Source organism: Spirochaetota bacterium (assembly GCA_040756435.1).
Lineage (GTDB): Bacteria > Spirochaetota > UBA4802 > UBA4802 > UB4802 > UBA4802.
On sequence record JBFLZD010000044.1, the window covers coordinates 1 to 21257 of the forward strand.

Below are 21257 nucleotides of genomic sequence, written 5' to 3' on the forward strand. Positions count from 1 at the left end.
GAAAAACACCATGAAGAAGCTCATTAATATTTTGATATAATTCAATCAAACAAAAAACCCCGCTATATACGGGGTTTTTTGTTTGTATAACTCACCCACCAAAGTGACTACTATTCTTTATTGGATATGTTATTTTGTAATTTAAATGCCTTAACTGTATTTTTTAAAAGCATTGCTATTGTCATTGGCCCAACCCCTCCTGGTACAGGTGTAATGGCATATGCAATTTCAGAAACCTCATCAAACTTCACATCACCCACTAATTTTGTTTTACCTGGATTCTCAGGGTCCTCTATTCTGTTTATGCCAACATCAATAACAACTGCACCTTTTTTAACCATATCTTTTGTTATCATATGAGCCTTACCAACAGCAACCACCAGAATATCTGCCTGTCTGGTGTAATACCCTATATCCTTTGTCGCGGTATGGCATACTGTTACAATGCAATTTGCTCTGTCATTTTTCTGCACCATCAAATTGGCAAGTGGCTTACCAACAATATTGCTCCGACCAACAATGACTATATGTTTTCCTTTTATATCAGGCATTGTCCTCACAATCAGTTCCTGACATCCATACGGTGTACAGGGAATAAAGCAATCTTCACCAATGACAAGCTTTCCAGTATTTACTGGATGAAAACCATCAACATCCTTAAAAGGATCAATTGCGTTAATTATTTCATTTTCGTTAATATGTGATGGCAATGGCAACTGCACAAGAATGCCATTAACATTGTTATCACTGTTGAGCTGGTTTATGAGTGTTAGTAACTCGTGCTGAGTAGTATTTTCATCCAGCAGTATCTGTATAGAATTAATTCCTACTTCTTCAGAGTTTTTCTTTTTGTTGCGTACATACACTTCCGATGCAGGATTATTACCTACCAGAATGACAGCTAATGTCGGCTTTTTTCCGTACTTTTTTTCAAGCTTTTCTACTTCTTTTTTGACATCTTCTTTAATTTCATTGGCTACAGCTTTTCCATCAATGATTTTTGCCATGTTTACCTCATGTTATAGTATAAATTATACATCTATTACTATAAACGACTCCCACTCGTTATCGTTTATTTTTTCACATTTTACCTTATGCATCGTTACAGCTTTTGGATCAATATTAATATCATACCCATTTGTTATATAATCACCAGTACAATAAGCTTCAAAAGTAACCACATCATTGTTATATATAATTTGTATAGTTTCAGGATATACCAGTAGCCCTCTGGTATCTTTAATAAATATCAACTCATTTAAAAATTTGACAAGCAAAAGATCCAGGTAGTTATGCTGAAGCAAAACATGACATTTCTCTACTTTTTTCAATTTTGAAGGTTCTTCAAGACACACATGCAATAATGCTTCAGCATTTAATCTAAAGATTTTTTCAACCGTTTTAGCCTTACAGTGGACTGCTATATCCGCTAACGTAATATCTTCAACAAACTCAAAATATTCGTTACTATCTTTGCTCATCCTTTTATTGAACCTATTGGAATCATACGTGCAACAGGAATACTTAAACCCGCCTTGCTAATTGCATCAATAACTTCATCAATATCTTTATATGCAGCTCCTGCTTCCTCAGCTAAACCACTGAAAGACCGTGTTCTCACTGCAATTCCGTCTCTTTCCATCTGATTGGCTAAATCTCTGCCTTTAAAACGCTTCTTGGCTTGCTGTCGTGACATTACCCTTCCACTTCCATGAACAGTACTGTAAAAAGAATCTTTTGCCAGGGGTCCACCAACAAGAAGATATGAAGCAGATTGCATGCTCCCACCAACCAGTACTGGCTGCCCTATCTCCCTGTATGGTTCCGGTATACCCTGCATGCCTCTGGTGAAAGCCCGTGTAGCACCTTTCCTGTGTACCAGTAAATTTTTATTCTTGCCATCAATATCATACTGTTCAATTTTTGCCGTATTATGGCATACGTCATATAGTAACTTTATTCCCAATTCTTCAGGCGATTTCTTAAAAACCTGGCAAAGCACATCACGAACAATATGAAATATTAATTGGCGATTAAGAAATGCAATATTAATTGCACAATTCATTGCATGAAAGTAAGCCTGCCCTTCTTTTGAATGGAATGGTGCACAAGCAAGCTCTCGGTCAGGTATGTCAATATGATATTTTTGTTTCATGACTGATATAAACTGATCCAAATAATCAGTTGCTATCTGATGACCAAAACCACGACTACCGCAATGTATCATGCATGCAATTTGATTATTGCCAGTAATGCCAAACGCTTCTGCAATATCTCTGTTCAGAATATCATCTTTACGTATAATTTGAAACTCTAAATAATGATTACCTGACCCCAATGAACCAACCTGTTCTTTGCCACGTTCCCGTGCTTTTTGTGAAACAGCTTCAGGTTTTGCATTTGGAATACATCCATTTTCTTCACAAAACGTTAAATCCTCTTTTATCCCATAGCCGTGTTCAATAGCCCACTGGCAACCCTTAACCATTGCTTCATCAAATTGTTTGTCATGTAACGAGACAATGCCTTTGCCGCCAACTCCACTTGGTATTCGTGAAAAAAGCATATCCATTATTTGGTTAAGTTTTGGCGATAGTTCCTGAAAATGTAAACTGGTAATAAATAACCGTACACCGCAATTAATATCAAACCCTATTCCACCCGGTGAGATAACACCATCCTCTATATCTATTGCTGCAACCCCTCCTATTGGGAATCCGTAACCTGAATGCCCATCAGGCATGCACAGTGCATAACTCTGAATCCCGGGAAGCATAGCAACATTTGTAAGCTGTTCAAACACAGCGCTGTCCATACTACTAAGCAATTCTTCAGAAGCATAGATACGTGCGGGTACACGCATCCCCTTTTTATAATCCCTGGGTATTTCATATAAGCAATTTCCAATTTTTTTTGCTATGCCATTTACCATAGTTCCTATTTTTATTATAACATAGTATTACTCTTTTGCTACTGGTTCCTTCTGGTTTTGTTTTTGCTTTTGTACGGGTATTGGGCTTTTAATCATTTCACATTTACCTTCAAATACTACACCATCAGCTATTATAAGCTTTGATGTTCGTATATTCCCAAATAGCTTGCCATCGCTTTGTATTTCAATTCTGTCTTTAGCTTCAATGTTTCCGTATACCGTACCTTTTATAATAACTGTATTAGCTTTTATATTAGCTTTAACAGTAGCTTTTTCACCAATAACCAAAAAATCTCCTGAAGCAATTTCACCTTCAAAGTATCCATTAATTTGTAATGATTTCTCAAATGTTAGATCACCGTAAAACTCTGTATCTTTTCCAAATACAGTTGCTATCATTCCAATTTCATATACCGGATTTTTATTAACCTGAATAACTTTTTTAGCCATTGTACATACCTTCTTCAGTTAAAATAAACATTTATAATGAAAAATTCAAATTATTACAAAAGCAAGTTTGATTTTTGAGTTTAATTATACAAGCTAAATTTATAAAATATAATTTATTTTGTTGTCATTGTGAAAACACCATCCCAATCATCCGGGGGCGGAGTGAGTTTATATTGTTTGCACCTATCTAAATATAATTTTGATGGCCCGTCATTGGGATCAACTTTTAAAGCTTTTTCAAAAAAATCTATAGCTTCATCCCATTTACGCTTTTTATATGCATCTAATCCTGCATTGTATAACCGTAAAACCTCTTCTTTTTCTTTTGTTATCATAATTTAGCCTCGCTGATAATATTTTCAGTATGCCTCCAATCTACAAATAATACAATAATTAATATCTCCTGTCAATAAAGAATAATGCCAGCTCAGTCATAACATTCTTAAATTGGCTATCAGGAAATACTGATAGAAGTTTTACTGCTCTTTGAACATACTCAGCTGCAATATTTATACAATATTCAACTACATTATATTCCGTAGCTTTTTTAAGGACATAATTCCAGTTTTCATTATCCGGATGTTTTGCATACTTTATTAACAATTCTTTTTCTTTTTTCCCTACTATCTGCAATAGCCGTAACAATGGTAAAGTAATCTTGCCATTAATAAAGTCATTGCCTGCATCCTTGCCAGTAATCTCCACATTATTCAAATAATCCATTGCGTCATCAGTAATCTGAAATGCATACCCAAGTTGCAAACCACAATTATACAATATATCTGACTGCTCATTATCCATTTTTGCAACACATGCACCAAGCTTTGCACAGGCAGCCATAAAACGGGCTGTCTTCATTTCAATAATACGGTAATAATGATCTTCAGTTATTTTATCAATATTTGAATATTGTATTTGATACAGCTCGCCTTTCACCATTTCAATGGTTGCATCTACCATAATAGGAAAAAGGTCAGTACGGTTATTTCCTACAGCAATTTCTAGAGCTTTTGTATACATATAGTCACCAGCCAGCACAGCAACTTTTGGCCCATATAGCCTGGCAACTGTAGGCAAACCCCTTCGCAAATCAGCGTTATCAATAATATCATCATGTACTAAAGAAGCAGCATGAATTATTTCAGCAGCACAGGCAATATCAATAATGTCATCCGGGATAGAATTATTCAATCCACTTGATAAGATAATCATGGAAGCACGAATTTTTTTTCCGCTTTTTTTAAACGTATGCATACTGCTTTCGTCTAAAAGATTAATGCCTGTATATAATTTATTCTTTATAGCTTCATCTACAGCTTTAAGATACTGTTCTATAGGCCTAAGTATTGACTGCAAATCTTTTTTAGGGGTCATTTTTCAGTATTCCTTAATCAATCAAATGCGCTAAGACATTCACGTTGTGATTCAAAAATTTCAAATACTTTATCAAGCATAGTAGTCTGGAAAAGCTTAAGCAGGTTTTCATTTGTTATGACTAACTTTATATCACCTTCGTTTTTTATCTTTCTTTTGAAAGCAACAATTACGCCAAGTGCAGAACTACATATATGCTTAACATCGGTCATATCCATACAAATATTGTTATAACCATCATCAATTAATTTTTGTAATGCATTTTCCAGGTCCTCTGACATTTCCTGATCTATTCTTCCATCCAAGGTTATGATAGCCAAATTATCATCTTTTTTAATTTTCATATTCTACCTCTTGTATCAAATATTACTTTGTCATTATACATAATTATAATTCATATTAAATATAATTACAATAATTATTTTTAACGGCAACTGTTATGCTTTCAAATATTTTAAAGCTAACACCAGGGTACCATGAGACTATACTCACTGTTTGCATAAATCAAATAAAGCTTATAGAATCATTTCTTTCAACATTGCATAAGCAACGATACAAGCATATACATGTTGTACTCCCTTTATCTTTAACAGGCGTGCACATTCATTGATAGTTGCCCCAGTGGTATACACATCATCAACAATCAGAACCGATTTATCAATAATATCACTACTATCCTGAATAATTTCATATTTCTGATATGTATTAATAAATCGTTCATTACCACTTAACTTTTTTTGAGCGACTTTCTCATTTTTTATATACAATAAATTCAACACATCTTTATTGTACATTTTACCTATATAGCGCGCCATAACTTCCGACTGATTAAACCCTCTTTTCCATAAACGGTCTTTTGTTACAGGTATATATGTTATGTAATCAAAATGCCATTTCATTATATTAATTGCATCAGTACAATACTGTGCAAATAACCTGGCAATAGATTTATTATGTTTAAATTTCATAGCGTAAACCAATTTTGTGACTGGCTCCTCATATTTAAACAGCCATATACCATCATCCAGAAACCATTTCCGCTTGCCGTGTATTTTTTCTTCTAATGAAAAAACATATTCTCCGGAATAATTTTTAATATTCAGATTAATTCTACTTTTACATTGATTACAAACACCGTCACCATTGGATATTAGCTTCCCACAATAAGCGCAAAATGGGGGGAAAATTACATCTAATAGCATATAATGCAATAATGTTATAAATTTACTATTTACCATAGTTACGATGTAAGGCTGGATCCTGTATTCCTGCTTCTGAAAAACCTTTTTGCCGTATACGGCAACTATCGCATACACCACAGGGAATACCATCACCTGAAGGATTGTAACAACTTGTAGTCAACGAGTAATCCATCCCTAATGATAAACCTAATTTTATTATCTCACCTTTAGTAAGACGTATTAAAGGCGTTTCAATAATTATTGGATTGCCTTGTATGCCACTTTTTGTTCCCATTTGTACTACATTTTGAAACGCTTCTATAAACTCAGGCCTGCAATCAGGATACCCGCTGTAATCAACTGCATTAACCCCAATAAAAATGTGTGAAGCACCAATAGTTTCAGCATACGATAGTGCAATGGATAAAAATACAATATTTCTGGCAGGAACGTAGGTTGCCGGTATGGATACACCATCACCAGGAACTATCGCTTTCCCTGATGCCCTTACCAGTGAAGAAGATTTAAACAATATATCTGGTAAATGAATAATTTCATGCGATGTAACAGAAAGAAAGTTTGCTATTTTTCTGGCAAACTCAACTTCAATATCATGACGTTGACCATAGACAAATGTAAGTGCAAAAAGGGAAAATCCCCTGCTTTTTGCAACAGCAGCAGCAGTGGCAGAATCCAATCCGCCACTGAGCAAAACTACACTATTACCAGCAGCCATCTTCTATATTGTTATCAGGCTTCTTTTTTTGCTATCCGCATTGGAAAGTATTCATACGGTTTCATGCCATAAACCTTTTCAAAGTCCTTTTCAAAAGGGCACATGGTACAGCTTGCCCTATAGACACCTTCCAATGTCATCATTGCTTCATCATACAGAACACTGTTTTTATCAATTTCTGCATTTCTTATTTTAAGAAATGCGCATGATTTGCACTTTTCAGCATTTTCTCTAATCTTGTCGGTAATTAATCCCATGCAAATACCTCCCCGAAAATTGTAAGTATATGAAATATAATTTATACAATATTACAAAAATAGCAATAAAAAATCCAGCATAATTTTAATAAATATAAAATATTCACCAGTAACTATCGCCCATATAACATGTTTATACTATTGAAACAGTACATGAAATATCAGGATGTCTTTTTGTATTTTATAGTTGTTTGTATAATAATAGATTGAATAATCGTGCAATAAAGTATGCCCCACAAAATAAGAAGAAAGGCATAGTAAAAAAGAAAATTAATATTTCTTCAAATTTGACGACAGTTCCATGCAACACCTTTTTGCCAAAATAATTGTAATGAAAATGTTGTGGGTCCTTGCTACGTTTATATATTGCCCTGGCTATACTAATTTTTATAAATAACATAATAAGCATGATAAATCCTGTCATTAACCATAAGAGCAGCTTAAAATCCACCTTTGCTACATAAACCGGATGAATAATTGCTAAAGTGGTGATAGCTCCAGCCAGTAGCACATTGCTGATAGTAGTATTTATAAAACCTTTGAGATATTTATTTTCTCTTCGCAATACATAGAGAACAAGTGAATAAATGTGCAATGAAAAGGAAATTTGAAGAAGTATAAAAAGGGCAATTAACATCAGTATTCCTGTAAACTGTTATTCGAATAGCAAAACCCTTTTTATGATATAGTATAATACTTTAATTTGCAAGCATTCTTTATTATTTATTTTATTTTTTATAACAGGAAATGGTTATCGTGTACGCGAATTTATATTGATTAGGATTCCAGCGCTAATAAGTGACATTATTAAATTTGAACCACCATATGATAAAAAAGTAAGGGGAAGACCAGTAACAGGCATTATACCCAATGCCATACCAATATTAATAATCACATGAAAAAATATCATGCACGTTATTCCACCTGCAACAAGCATACCAAATTTATCTGAAGCTTTTAATGCAATGGTGAACCCCTTATAGATGATGTACGTGTATAACAGAAGTACTATAGTTGCACCAATAAAGCCCCACTCTTCGGCAATGACAGAAAAAATAAAATCAGTGGATTTTTCAGGCAAAAAACCCAGTTGTGATTGTGAGCCTTTTAAAAATCCTTTGCCTATGATTCCACCTGAACCAATAGCTATCTTTGATTGTATCACATTATATCCTGAACCATAAGGGTCTAAATCAGGATTTAAGAATACCAAAATTCTACGCTTTTGATATTCTTTTAAAAATCGTTGTATAATGACCGATAAGAATAAACCTGATGAAAATATAAAAGAAGGGATATAGATTGCCCTGTATATTTTAGAATTAAAGAAGAAATAAAGAATAAATGTAATAATAGCAACAATTAATAACGAACCAGAAATTATATATAAAAGATCATTGCCCTTTAAGAATGAAAAAATACCACCTGATATACTTACTCCACTCCATTCCAGATATGTCAGCATCATTGGCACAAACAGGGCTATAGTAGCTATTCCTACAATAGATATCAATTGTGGAATGTCAGCACCACCTAAAAATAATAATGTTAAAAATATTGGCACATAAATCATTGCTGTGCCAAAATCTGGTTGCAAGTAAATGAGTAACACAGGTATGCCAATGATAGCAAAGGGTATAAATAGTTCACGTAATCGTTTTATATCAAATTGTCGTAATTCCAGATATTTTGACAGTATCAAAATGCTTGCCAATTTCATAAACTCAGACGGCTGTATGGCAAAAAACCCAAAACTTAGCCATGCACGGGTATTACGTATTTTTGCTCCAAAAATAGTTGTTATCAAAAGGAAAAATAGTAATATTAAATATATATATAGCGAATAGTCACCCAGTAACCTGTAATGTATTCGTGAAATAGCAAACATACATCCAGCACCAATGATAAACCATAACAACTGCTTTTTGTACAACCCACTGTTGACCTTTTCAATTGGGTCAAAACCTGTTGCGTAAATAGTAATAATACCAATTAATACAAGAGCAATAATGGCAAAAAGGAAATTAACATCATATTCCTGAAAAGCTGATTTTATGGTTTTAAGCATTAAAAATATCCCTTTTTTATTAGTGTGCTGAAAACCTGTTCAGCAACTGGCACGGCAGTAGCTGCTCCTGCAACCCCATATTCAACCATGACAACTATAGCTACAACCTTTTCTGGCTCTGCATCATATGGACCAAAACCAACAAACCAGGCATGCTGACTGGCATCTTCCTGCCTTTTGGAACGTGTTTGTGCGGTACCTGTTTTACCACACATTTGCACTTTCAGATACCCTAACCGTGCTGCAGTTCCATTGATTACAGCCATTCTCATTCCCTGTTTGATAGTATCCAGCGTTGTTGGAGATAAAGGGATTTCCCGCAATTTTTCAGGAACAACAACTGAAACTATGGATGAATTATCATTTGAACGAATCTCTTTTACAAGATGTGGCTTGAAAACAACCCCTGAATTAACAATAGCAGATAGAAAATCCATCATGCCCATAGGTGTTACCAGCATAAAACCCTGACCAATGGAAAGATTTACCGTATCACCATCAAACCACGGCTGACCAAAGGTCTTTAGTTTCCACTTTTTTGAAGGTATGAATCCTGTAATCTCACCTGGTATATCAATACCTGACGGTTCAGCTAAACCTAAATAGCCCGCATAATTAAAAATGGTAGTTGGCCCTAATTTTAAGCCAAGCTGATAAAAATAAACACTGCATGATTTTGCAATAGCCCACAATAAATTAACTGAACCATGAGCCTGATAGCAATAAAAATCCCTGTCTACATATCCCTTCAATGTATATTTACCAGGGCAATATAATGTTACATTGGGATTCCATTTTTCCTCTTCCAATGCAGCAATGGCAGTAACCAGTTTAAAGGTTGATGCAGGGGGATATCGCGATTGGATAGTCCTGTTTAAAAATGGCTTATTTTTATCATTATTTAACTGTGTTATGATTTTTGCATTATTTTTTGATATAATAAGATTTGGATCATAATCCGGCTTACTTACTAAACTTAAGATTTCACCTGTTGCAGGCTTCATGACAATAACAGAGCCCCTGTTATCTCCCAATGCAGTATAAGCTGTTTTCTGGACATCATAATCAATTGTAAGAACGATATTATACCCTGGCTTGGGATGCTGGCCAATTTCTTCTCCCTCAGTTCTGTTTTTTGCATCAACAATACGGCGTACATAACCATCAACACCTCGTAATGTTGAATCATACTGCCGTTCAATTCCTGCTTTACCTATTTTTTGATAGTATTTGTATCCAACATCCTTATAAGTATTATATTCATCTTTAGTCAGGCTTCCGATGTATCCCAACACATGCGAAAACATGTTTGCAAAAGGATACACCCGCACCGGTGCATCTTCCCACATGATGTTTGGAAATTTATCCTGATTTGTGGCGATAGTTACTACAATATCAAAAGGAACATCTTCCTGAATAATATATCTGTTATAGGGATTATTTACCTTAATATCCTGGATTATCTCATCATAGGGAAGTTTTAAAAGTGCACATACATTTTTTATTGCATAATATAATGTTTGTTTTTCCTGATATCGGGCGGGAATAACAATAATATTAAAAGACGGTCTGTTTGTTGCCAGTACCATATTCTGTTTATCAGAAGCAAAATTTCTGTCATAAATTTCGCCACGGGATGCAGGAATAGGAATATTGTTTTCCATGTTCATGCGTGACTTTTCCGAATATTCCTTCCCCTGAATTATCTGCAGATTGACAAGCTGGAAGAAAAAAATACCAAACATGGCAATAACAATAATGCCAACAAAAAAAAGCCGTTTTCTGAACTCTTCTATAATTTTTGTTCTTATTGAAGCAAATTGCATATTTTAACGACCTTCCCTGGACAACTCCTGTTCAAATATCTTATCAAAAAGGAAGAATAATGGTGGGGATAATAAAGCATTATAAAATGATTCAGGTAAAATAATTGAAGTTATTGAGGATAACGACCCCTGATGAAATAAATAACATAATATTAGTGTTATAACACCTTTGGCAATAGAAGCAAAAAAGATCAATAGAAAAACAGTAAAAAGATTTTCTTTAAAAATTGACCTTCCAAAAAAACCAATTATATACCCAAGAGCCATTTTGGGGAAAGCCAGTAATCCTAATGGTGAGTTTGAAATTGCATCATGCAATAGTCCACCTACAAACCCAGTGACCTCACCATATAATGAGCCAAAGCTATAGGCAAAATATACAACAACTATAAAAACCAGGTCAGGTTTAACTCCACCTATTCTTAAGACATCAAAAGAAGAATGCCCCTGTATTATAAGCGATGCCAGCAATAGAGCCCCTGTTATTATATACATTAAAATCATAGTTGTGATTCATCCTGAATTAATTTTAAAATCTCTTTATCCGGCTCTTTTTTTATGACAACAACATTCTCAATAAGGTCAAAATTGATATACGGTTTAACAAGAACACGCTGAAATGCACCAGATTCAGATGGGAATGATTTAACTGCAACTCCCACAAGTAACCCTTGAGGGAATACACCACCCTGCCCCGAAGTGATAACTATATCACCTGGCTTGATAGTTGCTGTTTTATCAACATAATCAATGACACATAATTTACCAATAGCCGAATACCCACTTAAAAGACCGGGATATCTGCTTTCCTGAAAAACAACCCCTATCTTTAAATCAGGAGAAATAATTGGCAGAATGCGTGATATTGAACCTCGTACTTCAATAATTTTGCCAACTATTGCTTTTTCATCACCAAAAAATGCAACTACCGGCATATTGACTTCTATTCCGTCAGAACTACCTCTATTAATAATTATTGTTCTGAACCAGTTATCAGGATCTTTTGATATTATTGTAGCCAAAACTGTGTCATACTTTAGCCGTTGTTTAAGGCCTAAAAGGTTCCTCAGTTGCTCGTTTTCTCTCTTTATTTCTTCAAGCTCTTCTGCAACAGATTCATACTGCTGCAAGCGTAATCTTGTTTTTTCTAATTCTTCCTGCGCATTTCGTAATTGTGAAAAACCTGACCAAAGTAAGGAAATATTTGTCTGTACAGCATGGTAAAATTTCTGGAATGGGAAAATAACAGCATTACCAGCTCCCTCCACAACATTTGTCACTCCAGACGATTGTAAAGAGAGTGATATAAAACAAAATAGAGAAAATAGTATAAATAATACAATTGTTTTGTGCTTTATAAAAAAATCCACAACAAACCCATCATTTTAAGTATAAAATAAATACTCCTGCATTATATGCAAGAGCATTTGTATATAGAATGAATTACAGCCAGAACTACTTCAGGTTAGAGCGGTAAAGATTTTTAATTTCCTCTAAGAATTTGCCTGCCCCCATGACCACACAGGTTAAAGGATTTTCAGCTCTTATAACCGGGACACCTGTTTCTTTGCTGATATACTTATCTAGACCTTTAAGCAATGATCCACCACCTGAAAGTACAATTCCACGCTCTACTATATCAGCTGCAAGTTCAGGAGGAGTGCGTTCCAGGGTATGCTTGATAGCATCTAAAATCTGGTCTACAGGCTCTTTTAATGCTTTTCGTATTTCAGTAGAATCTATCTCCAATGTGCGTGGCAAACCCGAGATAGCATCACGACCTTTTAATTCCATGGTTTCAATCTTCTTTTCAGGGAAAGCATTGCCAAGTCTAAATTTCACATCCTCCGCCATCCGTTCGCCAATAACCAGGTTGTACTGAGTTCGCATATATTTTATAATTGCTTCATCAAATTCATCACCAGCAATCCTTACTGAATCAGCGATAACCATCCCACCCAATGATATAACAGCAATTTCAGTTGTGCCGCCGCCAATATCAACAATCATGTGACCAGCTGGTTCATGAATTGGGATGTTGGCACCTATTGCTGCCGCCAGTGCTTCTTCAATGAGATATATTTCCCTGGCACCAGCCTGTTCAGCAGACTCCCTGACAGCACGTTTTTCAACTTCGGTAATGCCTGATGGCACACCTATAACAACCCTTGGGCGAACCAGAGTAGTACGTTTATGTACTTTCTGTATGAAATATCGTATCATTTTTTCTACAGTTTCAAAATCAGCAATAACACCGTCTTTCATTGGGCGTATTGCAACTATATCACCAGGAGTTCTTCCAAGCATCCTTTTTGCTTCATGTCCAACTGCTAAAACCTTACCGGTACTGGTCTGAACAGCAACAACAGAAGGTTCACTCAAAACAATTCCCTGCCCCTTTACGTGAACCAGAGTATTTGCAGTTCCTAAATCTATCCCCATATCATTTGAAAATAAACTATAAACTGAATCGAAGATCATAATAAGTTTACCTTTTAGTCAAAAAATTGATTATCAGTATATTATGTGCAATTGAATGATACTTTACGGCCGTTTTTGTCAAGCGATTATCATTAAATTTTTTTATCAAAAATGAAAAAAGATTACATTATCCCCAGTAATCGCTTTGCTTCGGCATTTTCTGAATCAAGCAAAAGAACCTCACTCCATAACGCCTTTGCCTGAGATACATTCCCAACAGCTGAATATACTTTCCCTAACCAAAGTTTACACTGAACATCATGAGCATCAATCTGGAGAGCAGCATTCAGGTGTTCAAGAGATTGATCATATACACCTTTTCTATAAAATATCTTTCCCAATTCAATATGAACTTCTTTAATAATAGTATTATCCCTGGAATTTTGGAGTATATTTCTATACTGGATTATAGCATTACTCTGCTGATTGGCATAAAGATATGATGCGGCTAAAAACATTCTTCCTTCAATATTATCTGAAATGCCCTTGGATTTTACAAGCTCAATCCCTTCTTCATAATGCCCACTTTTTATGGCTATAAGGGAATACATTCTGATATTATGTAAGGATAATTTTTGTATATTTGAAACTTTTTGAATAATAGTATATATTTCATTAATTGGATAATACCCACTTAAATACAAAGATGCAGCCTGAACAACCCTTGTATTGTCATCAATTGAAGACCTGCCTCCCAGAGCTATCCCTTTATTAATGGCTTTTACAGATAAAAGAAAATACTGGCGTATATTAGCAGAAAAATTCTGTAATACTGATTCATCATATAACGAATAAATTGGTTTATTTAAAAGGCTATATGCATAATTACAATATGATTCTCCCAGTAAATAATATGCATCTGAACTCAACGGATTGCTTTCAGCGTATTTATATGCTGCATTGCAGAGATCTTTTAACTGCTGCTGGCGAATGGTAATATCTGGCTGCTTTGAAGCTATCTCAATTTTTTCCTGTAATTTATTTATTGTATACTTCCAGAAGAAAATATATTGATGATACTGGTGCACAACATAAACAGCAGCAATTATCAATAGTATATTCACAACCCATTTTGTTGTAATTTTTTTTCTCTGTTTTGATTTATAGCGATAGTACATGATAAAAACCCATCCTTAGAATTAAGATTTGGTAAAATTGGAATATTCTTTTTCAATATTCAGTAATATATCAGACTCTTCATTAAGAACAATACAATTAACGGTATTTTTGCCTTTTATTGTAAATAACATGTAATTATCGTGTGCTTTCATAGAAGCAATACGATAAAAGTCATAGCGATATAATTTATTATTAATTGTAATATTTATTCCCTGCTGTACATATTCCAAATAACCCAATCCAACCCTGGTCAGGAAACTCCAGTCATGTGAAGTCAGATGATCAGAAACAGCACCAATTGTTCCACTGCTATCAATTTACAGAATAACCTCATACCCTTTTCTGGCATCTTGAGATTGCAATACACTTTCTTTATCTTTAGTCTTATTCAAAGAATCTTTTTTAGGTTTGGTTGAAATTTCATGGGTTACATCAATATCAATATCAATATCAGGTAAATCATTAAGATCTTCTTTATCAATATGTGAATTTAATGTGCTATCTGTTTTGTGATGTCTGGGTGAAGAAAAATCCTCATCAAAATTAGGTACAAATCTATCATGCGGGATCGTTTTTTTTATAGAAACTTCAAAAAACTCAGAATACAATACAAGTAAAACACCTGTTATGACTGATGCAACTGCTGCATATAATAAAATCATTTTGCTATCCCGAATGGTAATAATAAAATATAGTGAAAGATAAATATTATAGTAACCATCTGAAATAAGACATCCAGATTAATACATTATTACAAAAAAATTAGGCGTTTTCCTATACTTATTGTCGAAATTATAAATTTACAAGTCAAGGATTAATTGCAAAAATTATGGTATTTTCCATAAACCAGCTTTAAGGTATGGCTGGTTTTTGAAGGGAAAATCTTCTGGTTCATGTTCTAAAAACTCTAATTTCCAATGGTGTGGATGTAATGACCGGTAGTCTTGTACACTCAGGGAAACGGCATTGATTGTTGTTAGGGCATACCCGCCTTGTGCAATAGTATCAATGAATGATAGATAGTCCCTATAATGTGCTTTAACACTGAAATTTTGCTTTTTATTTCTTGAAAACGTTGGGGGGTCAAATATAACAAAATCAAAATGCACTTTTTGCTTTACCTGTTTTTTTAAATACTGTCTGCAGTCTAATTTAATAAAATCTCTTAAGTCAAACTGAATATCATTTAATACATAATTCTGTTTTGCTCTATTCAAAACCGTTTGTGAGATATCTACATTAACCGCATACTGTAAGCCATTTTTTAGCGAATGAACTGAAAACAACCCTGTATAGCAAAAAAGGTTACATAATCTCCCACCATTTTGATAATAATTGACCATTGTTTCACGCACCTTTCGCATATCAAGAAAAACACCCGTATTCTGTCCATGAATAAGATCCACATATGCTGCGATATTATTTTGTTTAATTGCAAAATTATCTGGCGGCAGGTTCCCATCCACAAGAATGCTTGTGCGCAAGTTTATAATTTGCTGGGGGTCATTAACTTTGGTTCTATCTTTAAGCAATATCCCATTAACAGGAATATGTATTGAATTAAGGATTTTTTTACAATCATTACATAATTTGAGATAGTCTTGATACAATGAACTATCGTACAATTGTAACAACACAAAACCATTATAATAATCAATAATAAGGCCTTCACAATTATCGCCAGCACTATTGAATAGCCTGAAAGCATTGGTTTGATTGCTTTTAAAAAGATGTTTTCGCTTTTGTATAGCCTGTTCTATGATTTTAAAAGATGGCATTTACCGTGTAATACTATCTAAGGTTTCTTTAATACGATTTTCAAGAGCATGAAAATCGCTAGCGTCAATCAATGCACTATCAACAATATACGACATACCGCAGGCAATAACATTAGGAATTGATAAATACTGTTTAATGCCGGAAGGCATAATACCGCCTGTTGGTATAATGGAAAAGGAATACTTTACAAACGGCTCTGTAATTGCTTTAAGATACTTAACGCCACCAGCATATTCTGCTGGGAAAAATTTCAGCATGGTACAACCCAACTGTAAAGCATGTGAAAGCTCAGTGGGCGTAGTAAAACCAGGTATGTATTGTATATCCGTAAACCTGTGCGATAGTTCTATCAACGAGTCACTGATGGAAGGCGATACTATAAATGCAGCCCCAGCATCAATTGCGGCCTTAAAGTCATCCTGGTTTAACACGCTTCCTGCTCCTATCACCATCTGCGGGAATGATTTTTTAAGTGCAGTGATGCATTCAATTGCCTGTGGTGTGCGCAGTGTAACCTCAATACAGTTTATGCCATGTTGATGTAATATTTTGGCAATAGTTACTATTTTGGAACTATCGCTAAAAATACCAATTGGAATGACTGGAACTGTAAGGTTAAACTGCATGGTATGTAAGAACTTACAATGAAAGCCGTGGATACCGCAATTCTATCTTGTTGCCATCCGGATCAGTAAAAACAACCAGACGACCTTTACGAATATTTTCAGGTCCAAAAACTATGGGAATATTTTTTTCCTCTAATTCATCAAGCGCATCATCAAAATCTTCTTCATCAATATAAAAGCATATATGGCTTTTTGAGTTCTCGGGAGCTTTGTAGTCTTTTACTTCTGCAAGCTTAATTAAAATATCACCAACTTTTATATACGCTTCACTTGCATTGCTTGCCCTTTCAACCACTTCAAAATCAAACAAATCACTATAAAATTCAATAGCCCTATCCAGATCAGAAACAGTTACACCTATGTGGTCAACATTCTCTATTACTATCATTTTTATTTCTCCTTTTCAATTACTTGATATATAAAATTACTGATCCTGTTATTCAGTATTATTTGTGAAAGTCATATTCAACCACGTTTTAAAACTCTTTTACGTATTGTCAATTATTTAAAACTATTCACATGAAAAATATTTTCCATTTTATTCAACAGTAACACTTTTTGCTAAATTTCTTGGTTGATCTACATTGCACCCACGTAAGACTGCAATATGATATGCCAAAAGCTGTAAAGGAATAACTGTTAAAAGTGGTGATACAATCTTACGAGTTCCCGGAACATATAATACATGATCAGCATATTTTTCAATGTCTTCATCACCTTCGGTAGCAATTGCAATGATTTTACCTTTGCGGGCTTTGACTTCCTGCATGTTGCTTATAACTTTTTGGTAAACCTCATCTTTTATTGCAATAAACACAACCGGCATATTTTCATCAATAAGGGCGATAGGCCCATGCTTCATTTCTGCAGCAGGATAGCCCTCAGCATGGATATACGAAATTTCTTTCAGCTTCAATGCTCCTTCAAGAGCCACCGGAAATTGAATTCCCCTTCCTAAATACAGAAAATTACGGTGATCTTTATATAATTGTGCAATTTTTTTTATTTCATCATTCTTATCAAGAATCTGCTTAACATGTTGCGGTGCATTTATCAATTCCTGCAAAAACTCCCTTCCCGCATCAGCTGTCATATACTTTCTTCGTGCTAAATAAAATGTAAGTAATATGAGTACGGTAATCTGGGATGTGAACGCTTTGGTGGAAGCAACACCTATCTCAGGACCTGCATGGATATATACACCGCCATCACTTTCCCGTGCAATGGTGCTTCCCACAACATTGGTTATACCAAGTACCTTAACTCCACGGGCCTTTGCTTCACGCAATGCAGCTAACGTGTCGGCTGTTTCCCCTGACTGGCTTATGACAATAACTAAATCACCTTTATCAAGTATAGGGCTTCTATACCTGAATTCTGATGCATATTCAACTTCAACCGGTATTCGTGCATACTCTTCAATAAGATATTCACCTATTAATCCAGCATGCCAGGATGTACCACATGCAATAAAGATAATTCTTCTGATTGCATTTAATTCATCTTCAGTTAATCGTAAACCATCCAACCGTGTTTTGCCTTCATCCAGTAGAATTCTTCCTCTGAAAGCATTCTGTATTGTTTCAGGTTGCTCAAATATTTCTTTAAGCATAAAGTGGGCAAAACCCTGTTTTTCAATATCAGCAATATCCCAGTCAATTTTGTCAGTATGCTTTTCAACTGCTTGCTTCTTTAAATCAAAGGTTTTAACCCCATTCTTAGTAATTTCAATTATTTCGCCATCAGATACATATATGACATTACGGGTATGTTCCACTATGGCACTGGCATCAGATGCCACTATCATTTCACCATCACCCACACCAATGATTAATGGGCTGCCATTACGTGCAGCAACTATTTTATCCGGTTCTTTTTTTGAAATCACGACAATGCCATACGTCCCCTCAACTTTGGTTAATGTCTTCTGAACTGCATCTACCAGTGGCATTGTCTGGTGATAATATTCAATAAGATGTACAAGAACTTCTGTATCTGTTTCACTTTTGATTGTATGATCATGCTGTATAAGAATTTTTTTGATGGCTGCATAATTTTCTATAATGCCATTGTGCACCAGAGCTATCTCACCATTACAATCAGTATGAGGATGTGCATTGACATCATTTGGCTCACCATGTGTGGCCCACCTTGTATGCCCAATCCCAACGTTAAAATTTTTAAATTCGTCATAATTTAAAATGTCATTGAGCTCAGAAACTTTACCTTTTTGTTTTTGTACAATTAGTTTATTATTGAGTGCGGCAATACCCACAGAGTCATAACCCCTGTATTCAAGGCGGCGCAATCCATTAATAAGAACTTCTGCTACGTTTTTATTGCCAATATAACCAACAATGCCACACATAAAATTTCTCCTTGAAAATAGGAATTTAAAATTTTCATTACAAACCTGATCCCCCATCTAATGTTATATTTAGATTTTGAATAAATCCTTTAATACATTGAGTATACGGTTCAGGTTAACATGCTGTTTCATGATGACTTTTGCCAAAAATATTTTCATCATTAATTAATACAATTAATACAAATAATACAGGTAATCATATAAATAAGGGAACTTCTAAAAAACTGTTTTTTTGGATGTTCCCTTATGGGCACCATACATATGATAAAACCACTTTCTATTATATGAATAATTTGGGAGGAAAGCAGTTTTTAAAGGTGCTCATAATATTCCATGTTTAACTATATCGCCACGCATGTGGTTATTAATGATTTAATTATAAACTATCTTTTTACAAAAAGCAAAACATTTTTTATATTTGTTATTTATTAACAGCAATGGGGCTTTAAAGCCCCATTGGTATTATACTTCAACTATTGCTTCAGCGGGACAGACATCAACACATGTACCACATTCTGTACAAGCATCCTGGTCTATAACATATCTATCTTTGCCTTCAGAAATTGCCTGAGATGGGCATTCAGCGGCACAGGTTCCACACATTGTACATTCTTCAGTAATTTTATAAGCCATGTGTATATCCTCCTGAAATTATAATGGTAACTATACGTATAACAATTAAAATAAATTAGTAGCACATTTTTATTGTAAAACAAAATTTATAGAAATATTCATGCCAAGATTGTTAAAATAAAAAAAGATTATTGATAAAGCTAATTTATTATGTCTAACAGTCATTTCAATGAAATTAAAAATATATGATTATTTTACAATTATATTTTATGTATTTATGAAAAAAAGTGATTATATATACCTTTTAGTCGGTTTTTATATTGACTTTTTTATTGGCTTAATTTTTTATTATTATAGTACTATATTATAATCTAATGAGTGATTATTCACTCATTTTGCCATTGCATATATATCCAATTATATTTTTTATTAAAGGGGGTTCTATGAAATATATTTCAAAAATCACTGTTGTATTACTGCTAATTTTTACATGTTCAGCAGTTTTTGCAGGTCAATGGGTTTACAAACCAATGAGTATTAATGCCCAAAAAGGCGATATTATCCTTTCAACAAGCCCGGGTTTTATTATGGACCTTCTGGCAATTTTAGGTTGCTACTGGAGTCACAGTGGGATGGCTGTTGATAATGGCTTCAATATTCGCCATAACACCATGTATGTCAGTGAAGTACCTATTGAATATAATTACATCTGGTTTATCAAAACAACACCAAAACGCATGGATCCTACCCGATTAAGCAATGGACTGCCGGGAATACTTACTGAAGATATTGACACAACCTACAATGTAACAAAGAATTTCCATGCTGCAGGCGGTGCTGTATTAAAACCAACAGCTGCAAATGAAGCATTATACAGACAGTATTTGCAGTTAGCGGCCGATAAGATGCTGTATGTTAAAGCATATTACCGTGTTAATGCATATGTTAATATGTATCAGCTTGATTATGCTAATTATTACATAACAGGCCGTGGTAATCACTGCTCCGGTACTTGCTGGTATGCCAATTACTTTGCAGGAAAGACCATGAATGTTGCCTATATCCCTCCTTCACTGGTAACTCAATGTGCCTACAATCTTTATAATTCAGTAAAGAATATGGTAAGGGATGAAGCCGGTGGCTTTGGAGCATTCATCATAGACATTGAGGGCCTCTTTGGCACTGGTGCTGACGAAAAAATAGCAAATCAGATTGTAAACACTTTTGGCTGGGATAGGTCATGGGATACATCTTCATACTGGAGAAGCTATATTAACCAGAAATCCGCAACAGCTAATGCTCCTGATCATCTGTTGCTATATACATACACCAATCCTGCTGGATATAATCCTGGTGTACAAACTACCTCCTCTTCATACTATGGGCAGGTTGATCCCCTGGTTATTACCTCCGGATACTACTACTGGGTGGATTAACTGCATGAACACAACAATCCCGGGTGTTATTTTTGCCCGGGATTTTTTTAT

The 21257-nt window shown here is 34.6% G+C and carries 25 protein-coding genes and 1 pseudogene; 1 reads left to right on the plus strand and 25 read right to left on the minus strand.

The window, feature by feature from the left end:
* Positions 1-110 precede the first annotated feature (110 nt).
* The 25 genes and pseudogenes from folD to AB1444_12125 all read right to left on the minus strand — a co-directional run bounded on the left by folD (position 111) and on the right by AB1444_12125 (position 19830).
* Positions 111-1007: a bifunctional methylenetetrahydrofolate dehydrogenase/methenyltetrahydrofolate cyclohydrolase FolD gene (gene folD / locus AB1444_12005; GenBank protein ID MEW6527373.1), complete on the minus strand. Its 897-nt coding sequence runs from the start codon at positions 1005-1007 to the stop codon at positions 111-113.
* A 24-nt stretch (positions 1008-1031) separates the two neighbouring features.
* Positions 1032-1481: an archease gene (locus AB1444_12010; protein MEW6527374.1), complete on the minus strand. Its 450-nt coding sequence runs from the start codon at positions 1479-1481 to the stop codon at positions 1032-1034.
* Positions 1478-2932, minus strand: a complete 1455-nt coding sequence (locus AB1444_12015) for an RtcB family protein (GenBank protein MEW6527375.1) — start codon at positions 2930-2932, stop codon at positions 1478-1480. The genes AB1444_12010 and AB1444_12015 overlap by 4 nt, the downstream gene beginning before the upstream one ends.
* A gap of 27 nt (positions 2933-2959) precedes the next feature.
* Entirely contained in the window at positions 2960-3382 is a 423-nt protein-coding gene (locus tag AB1444_12020) for a polymer-forming cytoskeletal protein (protein MEW6527376.1), read from the minus strand.
* A gap of 113 nt (positions 3383-3495) precedes the next feature.
* The gene (locus AB1444_12025; GenBank protein ID MEW6527377.1) at positions 3496-3717 is read right to left on the minus strand and encodes a tetratricopeptide repeat protein; all 222 of its coding nucleotides are present in this window, start codon (positions 3715-3717) and stop codon (positions 3496-3498) included.
* A 58-nt stretch (positions 3718-3775) separates the two neighbouring features.
* On the minus strand, positions 3776-4756 hold the full coding sequence (locus AB1444_12030; protein ID MEW6527378.1) for a polyprenyl synthetase family protein: 981 nt from the start codon (positions 4754-4756) through the stop codon (positions 3776-3778).
* 17 nt (positions 4757-4773) lie between these two features.
* Positions 4774-5100, minus strand: coding sequence for an STAS domain-containing protein (locus AB1444_12035; GenBank protein MEW6527379.1), 327 nt, complete (start codon positions 5098-5100; stop codon positions 4774-4776).
* 171 nt (positions 5101-5271) lie between these two features.
* Positions 5272-5724 carry a phosphoribosyltransferase family protein gene (locus AB1444_12040; GenBank protein ID MEW6527380.1) on the minus strand — a complete coding sequence of 151 codons (453 nt, stop codon included), beginning with the start codon at positions 5722-5724 and terminating at the stop codon, positions 5272-5274.
* A gap of 147 nt (positions 5725-5871) precedes the next feature.
* Positions 5872-6087: pseudogene (locus tag AB1444_12045) on the minus strand (double zinc ribbon domain-containing protein).
* Positions 5984-6673, minus strand: a complete 690-nt coding sequence (queC, locus tag AB1444_12050) for a 7-cyano-7-deazaguanine synthase QueC (GenBank protein MEW6527381.1) — start codon at positions 6671-6673, stop codon at positions 5984-5986. The pseudogene AB1444_12045 and the gene queC overlap by 104 nt, the downstream one beginning before the upstream one ends.
* A 14-nt stretch (positions 6674-6687) precedes the next feature.
* Positions 6688-6930 (minus strand): hypothetical protein, encoded by a 243-nt coding sequence (locus AB1444_12055; protein ID MEW6527382.1) that lies wholly within the window; start codon positions 6928-6930, stop codon positions 6688-6690.
* Between the two features lie 181 nt (positions 6931-7111).
* Entirely contained in the window at positions 7112-7567 is a 456-nt protein-coding gene (locus AB1444_12060) for a hypothetical protein (protein ID MEW6527383.1), read from the minus strand.
* A 114-nt stretch (positions 7568-7681) separates the two neighbouring features.
* Positions 7682-8998: a rod shape-determining protein RodA gene (gene rodA, locus AB1444_12065; GenBank protein ID MEW6527384.1), complete on the minus strand. Its 1317-nt coding sequence runs from the start codon at positions 8996-8998 to the stop codon at positions 7682-7684.
* On the minus strand, positions 8998-10824 hold the full coding sequence (mrdA, locus tag AB1444_12070) for a penicillin-binding protein 2 (GenBank protein ID MEW6527385.1): 1827 nt from the start codon (positions 10822-10824) through the stop codon (positions 8998-9000). The genes rodA and mrdA overlap by 1 nt, the downstream gene beginning before the upstream one ends.
* A 3-nt stretch (positions 10825-10827) precedes the next feature.
* Positions 10828-11328: a rod shape-determining protein MreD gene (gene mreD / locus AB1444_12075; GenBank protein ID MEW6527386.1), complete on the minus strand. Its 501-nt coding sequence runs from the start codon at positions 11326-11328 to the stop codon at positions 10828-10830.
* Positions 11325-12194, minus strand: a complete 870-nt coding sequence (gene mreC / locus AB1444_12080) for a rod shape-determining protein MreC (protein MEW6527387.1) — start codon at positions 12192-12194, stop codon at positions 11325-11327. The genes mreD and mreC overlap by 4 nt, the downstream gene beginning before the upstream one ends.
* 85 nt (positions 12195-12279) lie before the next feature.
* Entirely contained in the window at positions 12280-13305 is a 1026-nt protein-coding gene (locus AB1444_12085; protein MEW6527388.1) for a rod shape-determining protein, read from the minus strand.
* A gap of 122 nt (positions 13306-13427) precedes the next feature.
* Positions 13428-14423: a tetratricopeptide repeat protein gene (locus tag AB1444_12090; GenBank protein MEW6527389.1), complete on the minus strand. Its 996-nt coding sequence runs from the start codon at positions 14421-14423 to the stop codon at positions 13428-13430.
* 21 nt (positions 14424-14444) lie between these two features.
* Positions 14445-14654 (minus strand): hypothetical protein, encoded by a 210-nt coding sequence (locus tag AB1444_12095; GenBank protein ID MEW6527390.1) that lies wholly within the window; start codon positions 14652-14654, stop codon positions 14445-14447.
* Positions 14655-14741: 87 nt separating this feature from the next.
* Positions 14742-15086, minus strand: coding sequence for a hypothetical protein (locus tag AB1444_12100; GenBank protein ID MEW6527391.1), 345 nt, complete (start codon positions 15084-15086; stop codon positions 14742-14744).
* 165 nt (positions 15087-15251) lie between these two features.
* Positions 15252-16202 carry a class I SAM-dependent methyltransferase gene (locus AB1444_12105; GenBank protein ID MEW6527392.1) on the minus strand — a complete coding sequence of 317 codons (951 nt, stop codon included), beginning with the start codon at positions 16200-16202 and terminating at the stop codon, positions 15252-15254.
* Positions 16203-16829, minus strand: coding sequence for a bifunctional 4-hydroxy-2-oxoglutarate aldolase/2-dehydro-3-deoxy-phosphogluconate aldolase (eda, locus tag AB1444_12110; protein MEW6527393.1), 627 nt, complete (start codon positions 16827-16829; stop codon positions 16203-16205). It abuts the gene before it with no gap.
* 13 nt (positions 16830-16842) lie between these two features.
* Positions 16843-17217: a VOC family protein gene (locus AB1444_12115; GenBank protein MEW6527394.1), complete on the minus strand. Its 375-nt coding sequence runs from the start codon at positions 17215-17217 to the stop codon at positions 16843-16845.
* A 150-nt stretch (positions 17218-17367) separates the two neighbouring features.
* Positions 17368-19197, minus strand: a complete 1830-nt coding sequence (gene glmS, locus AB1444_12120; protein ID MEW6527395.1) for a glutamine--fructose-6-phosphate transaminase (isomerizing) — start codon at positions 19195-19197, stop codon at positions 17368-17370.
* A gap of 462 nt (positions 19198-19659) precedes the next feature.
* A complete protein-coding gene (locus AB1444_12125; GenBank protein MEW6527396.1) occupies positions 19660-19830 on the minus strand; it encodes a 4Fe-4S binding protein in 171 nt (56 codons plus the stop codon).
* Positions 19831-20213: 383 nt separating this feature from the next.
* On the opposite strand from AB1444_12125, the gene AB1444_12130 reads away from it, so the two are divergent.
* On the plus strand, positions 20214-21206 hold the full coding sequence (locus tag AB1444_12130) for a hypothetical protein (GenBank protein ID MEW6527397.1): 993 nt from the start codon (positions 20214-20216) through the stop codon (positions 21204-21206).
* The last annotated feature ends 51 nt before the right edge of the window (positions 21207-21257 follow it).

What these genes read in the sequence shown, in the direction of transcription:
- folD (MEW6527373.1), bottom strand. Translation starts at nt 1,007, where the DNA reads ATGGCAAAAATCATTGATGGAAAAGCTGTAGCCAATGAAATTAAAGAA.
- AB1444_12010 (MEW6527374.1), bottom strand. Translation starts at nt 1,481, where the DNA reads ATGAGCAAAGATAGTAACGAATATTTTGAGTTTGTTGAAGATATTACG.
- AB1444_12015 (MEW6527375.1), bottom strand. Translation starts at nt 2,932, where the DNA reads ATGGTAAATGGCATAGCAAAAAAAATTGGAAATTGCTTATATGAAATA.
- AB1444_12020 (MEW6527376.1), bottom strand. Translation starts at nt 3,382, where the DNA reads ATGGCTAAAAAAGTTATTCAGGTTAATAAAAATCCGGTATATGAAATT.
- AB1444_12025 (MEW6527377.1), bottom strand. Translation starts at nt 3,717, where the DNA reads ATGATAACAAAAGAAAAAGAAGAGGTTTTACGGTTATACAATGCAGGA.
- AB1444_12030 (MEW6527378.1), bottom strand. Translation starts at nt 4,756, where the DNA reads ATGACCCCTAAAAAAGATTTGCAGTCAATACTTAGGCCTATAGAACAG.
- AB1444_12035 (MEW6527379.1), bottom strand. Translation starts at nt 5,100, where the DNA reads ATGAAAATTAAAAAAGATGATAATTTGGCTATCATAACCTTGGATGGA.
- AB1444_12040 (MEW6527380.1), bottom strand. Translation starts at nt 5,724, where the DNA reads ATGAAATTTAAACATAATAAATCTATTGCCAGGTTATTTGCACAGTAT.
- queC (MEW6527381.1), bottom strand. Translation starts at nt 6,673, where the DNA reads ATGGCTGCTGGTAATAGTGTAGTTTTGCTCAGTGGCGGATTGGATTCT.
- AB1444_12055 (MEW6527382.1), bottom strand. Translation starts at nt 6,930, where the DNA reads ATGGGATTAATTACCGACAAGATTAGAGAAAATGCTGAAAAGTGCAAA.
- AB1444_12060 (MEW6527383.1), bottom strand. Translation starts at nt 7,567, where the DNA reads ATGTTAATTGCCCTTTTTATACTTCTTCAAATTTCCTTTTCATTGCAC.
- rodA (MEW6527384.1), bottom strand. Translation starts at nt 8,998, where the DNA reads ATGCTTAAAACCATAAAATCAGCTTTTCAGGAATATGATGTTAATTTC.
- mrdA (MEW6527385.1), bottom strand. Translation starts at nt 10,824, where the DNA reads ATGCAATTTGCTTCAATAAGAACAAAAATTATAGAAGAGTTCAGAAAA.
- mreD (MEW6527386.1), bottom strand. Translation starts at nt 11,328, where the DNA reads ATGATTTTAATGTATATAATAACAGGGGCTCTATTGCTGGCATCGCTT.
- AB1444_12085 (MEW6527388.1), bottom strand. Translation starts at nt 13,305, where the DNA reads ATGATCTTCGATTCAGTTTATAGTTTATTTTCAAATGATATGGGGATA.
- AB1444_12090 (MEW6527389.1), bottom strand. Translation starts at nt 14,423, where the DNA reads ATGTACTATCGCTATAAATCAAAACAGAGAAAAAAAATTACAACAAAA.
- AB1444_12100 (MEW6527391.1), bottom strand. Translation starts at nt 15,086, where the DNA reads ATGATTTTATTATATGCAGCAGTTGCATCAGTCATAACAGGTGTTTTA.
- AB1444_12105 (MEW6527392.1), bottom strand. Translation starts at nt 16,202, where the DNA reads ATGCCATCTTTTAAAATCATAGAACAGGCTATACAAAAGCGAAAACAT.
- eda (MEW6527393.1), bottom strand. Translation starts at nt 16,829, where the DNA reads ATGCAGTTTAACCTTACAGTTCCAGTCATTCCAATTGGTATTTTTAGC.
- AB1444_12115 (MEW6527394.1), bottom strand. Translation starts at nt 17,217, where the DNA reads ATGATAGTAATAGAGAATGTTGACCACATAGGTGTAACTGTTTCTGAT.
- glmS (MEW6527395.1), bottom strand. Translation starts at nt 19,197, where the DNA reads ATGTGTGGCATTGTTGGTTATATTGGCAATAAAAACGTAGCAGAAGTT.
- AB1444_12125 (MEW6527396.1), bottom strand. Translation starts at nt 19,830, where the DNA reads ATGGCTTATAAAATTACTGAAGAATGTACAATGTGTGGAACCTGTGCC.
- AB1444_12130 (MEW6527397.1), top strand. Translation starts at nt 20,214, where the DNA reads ATGAAATATATTTCAAAAATCACTGTTGTATTACTGCTAATTTTTACA.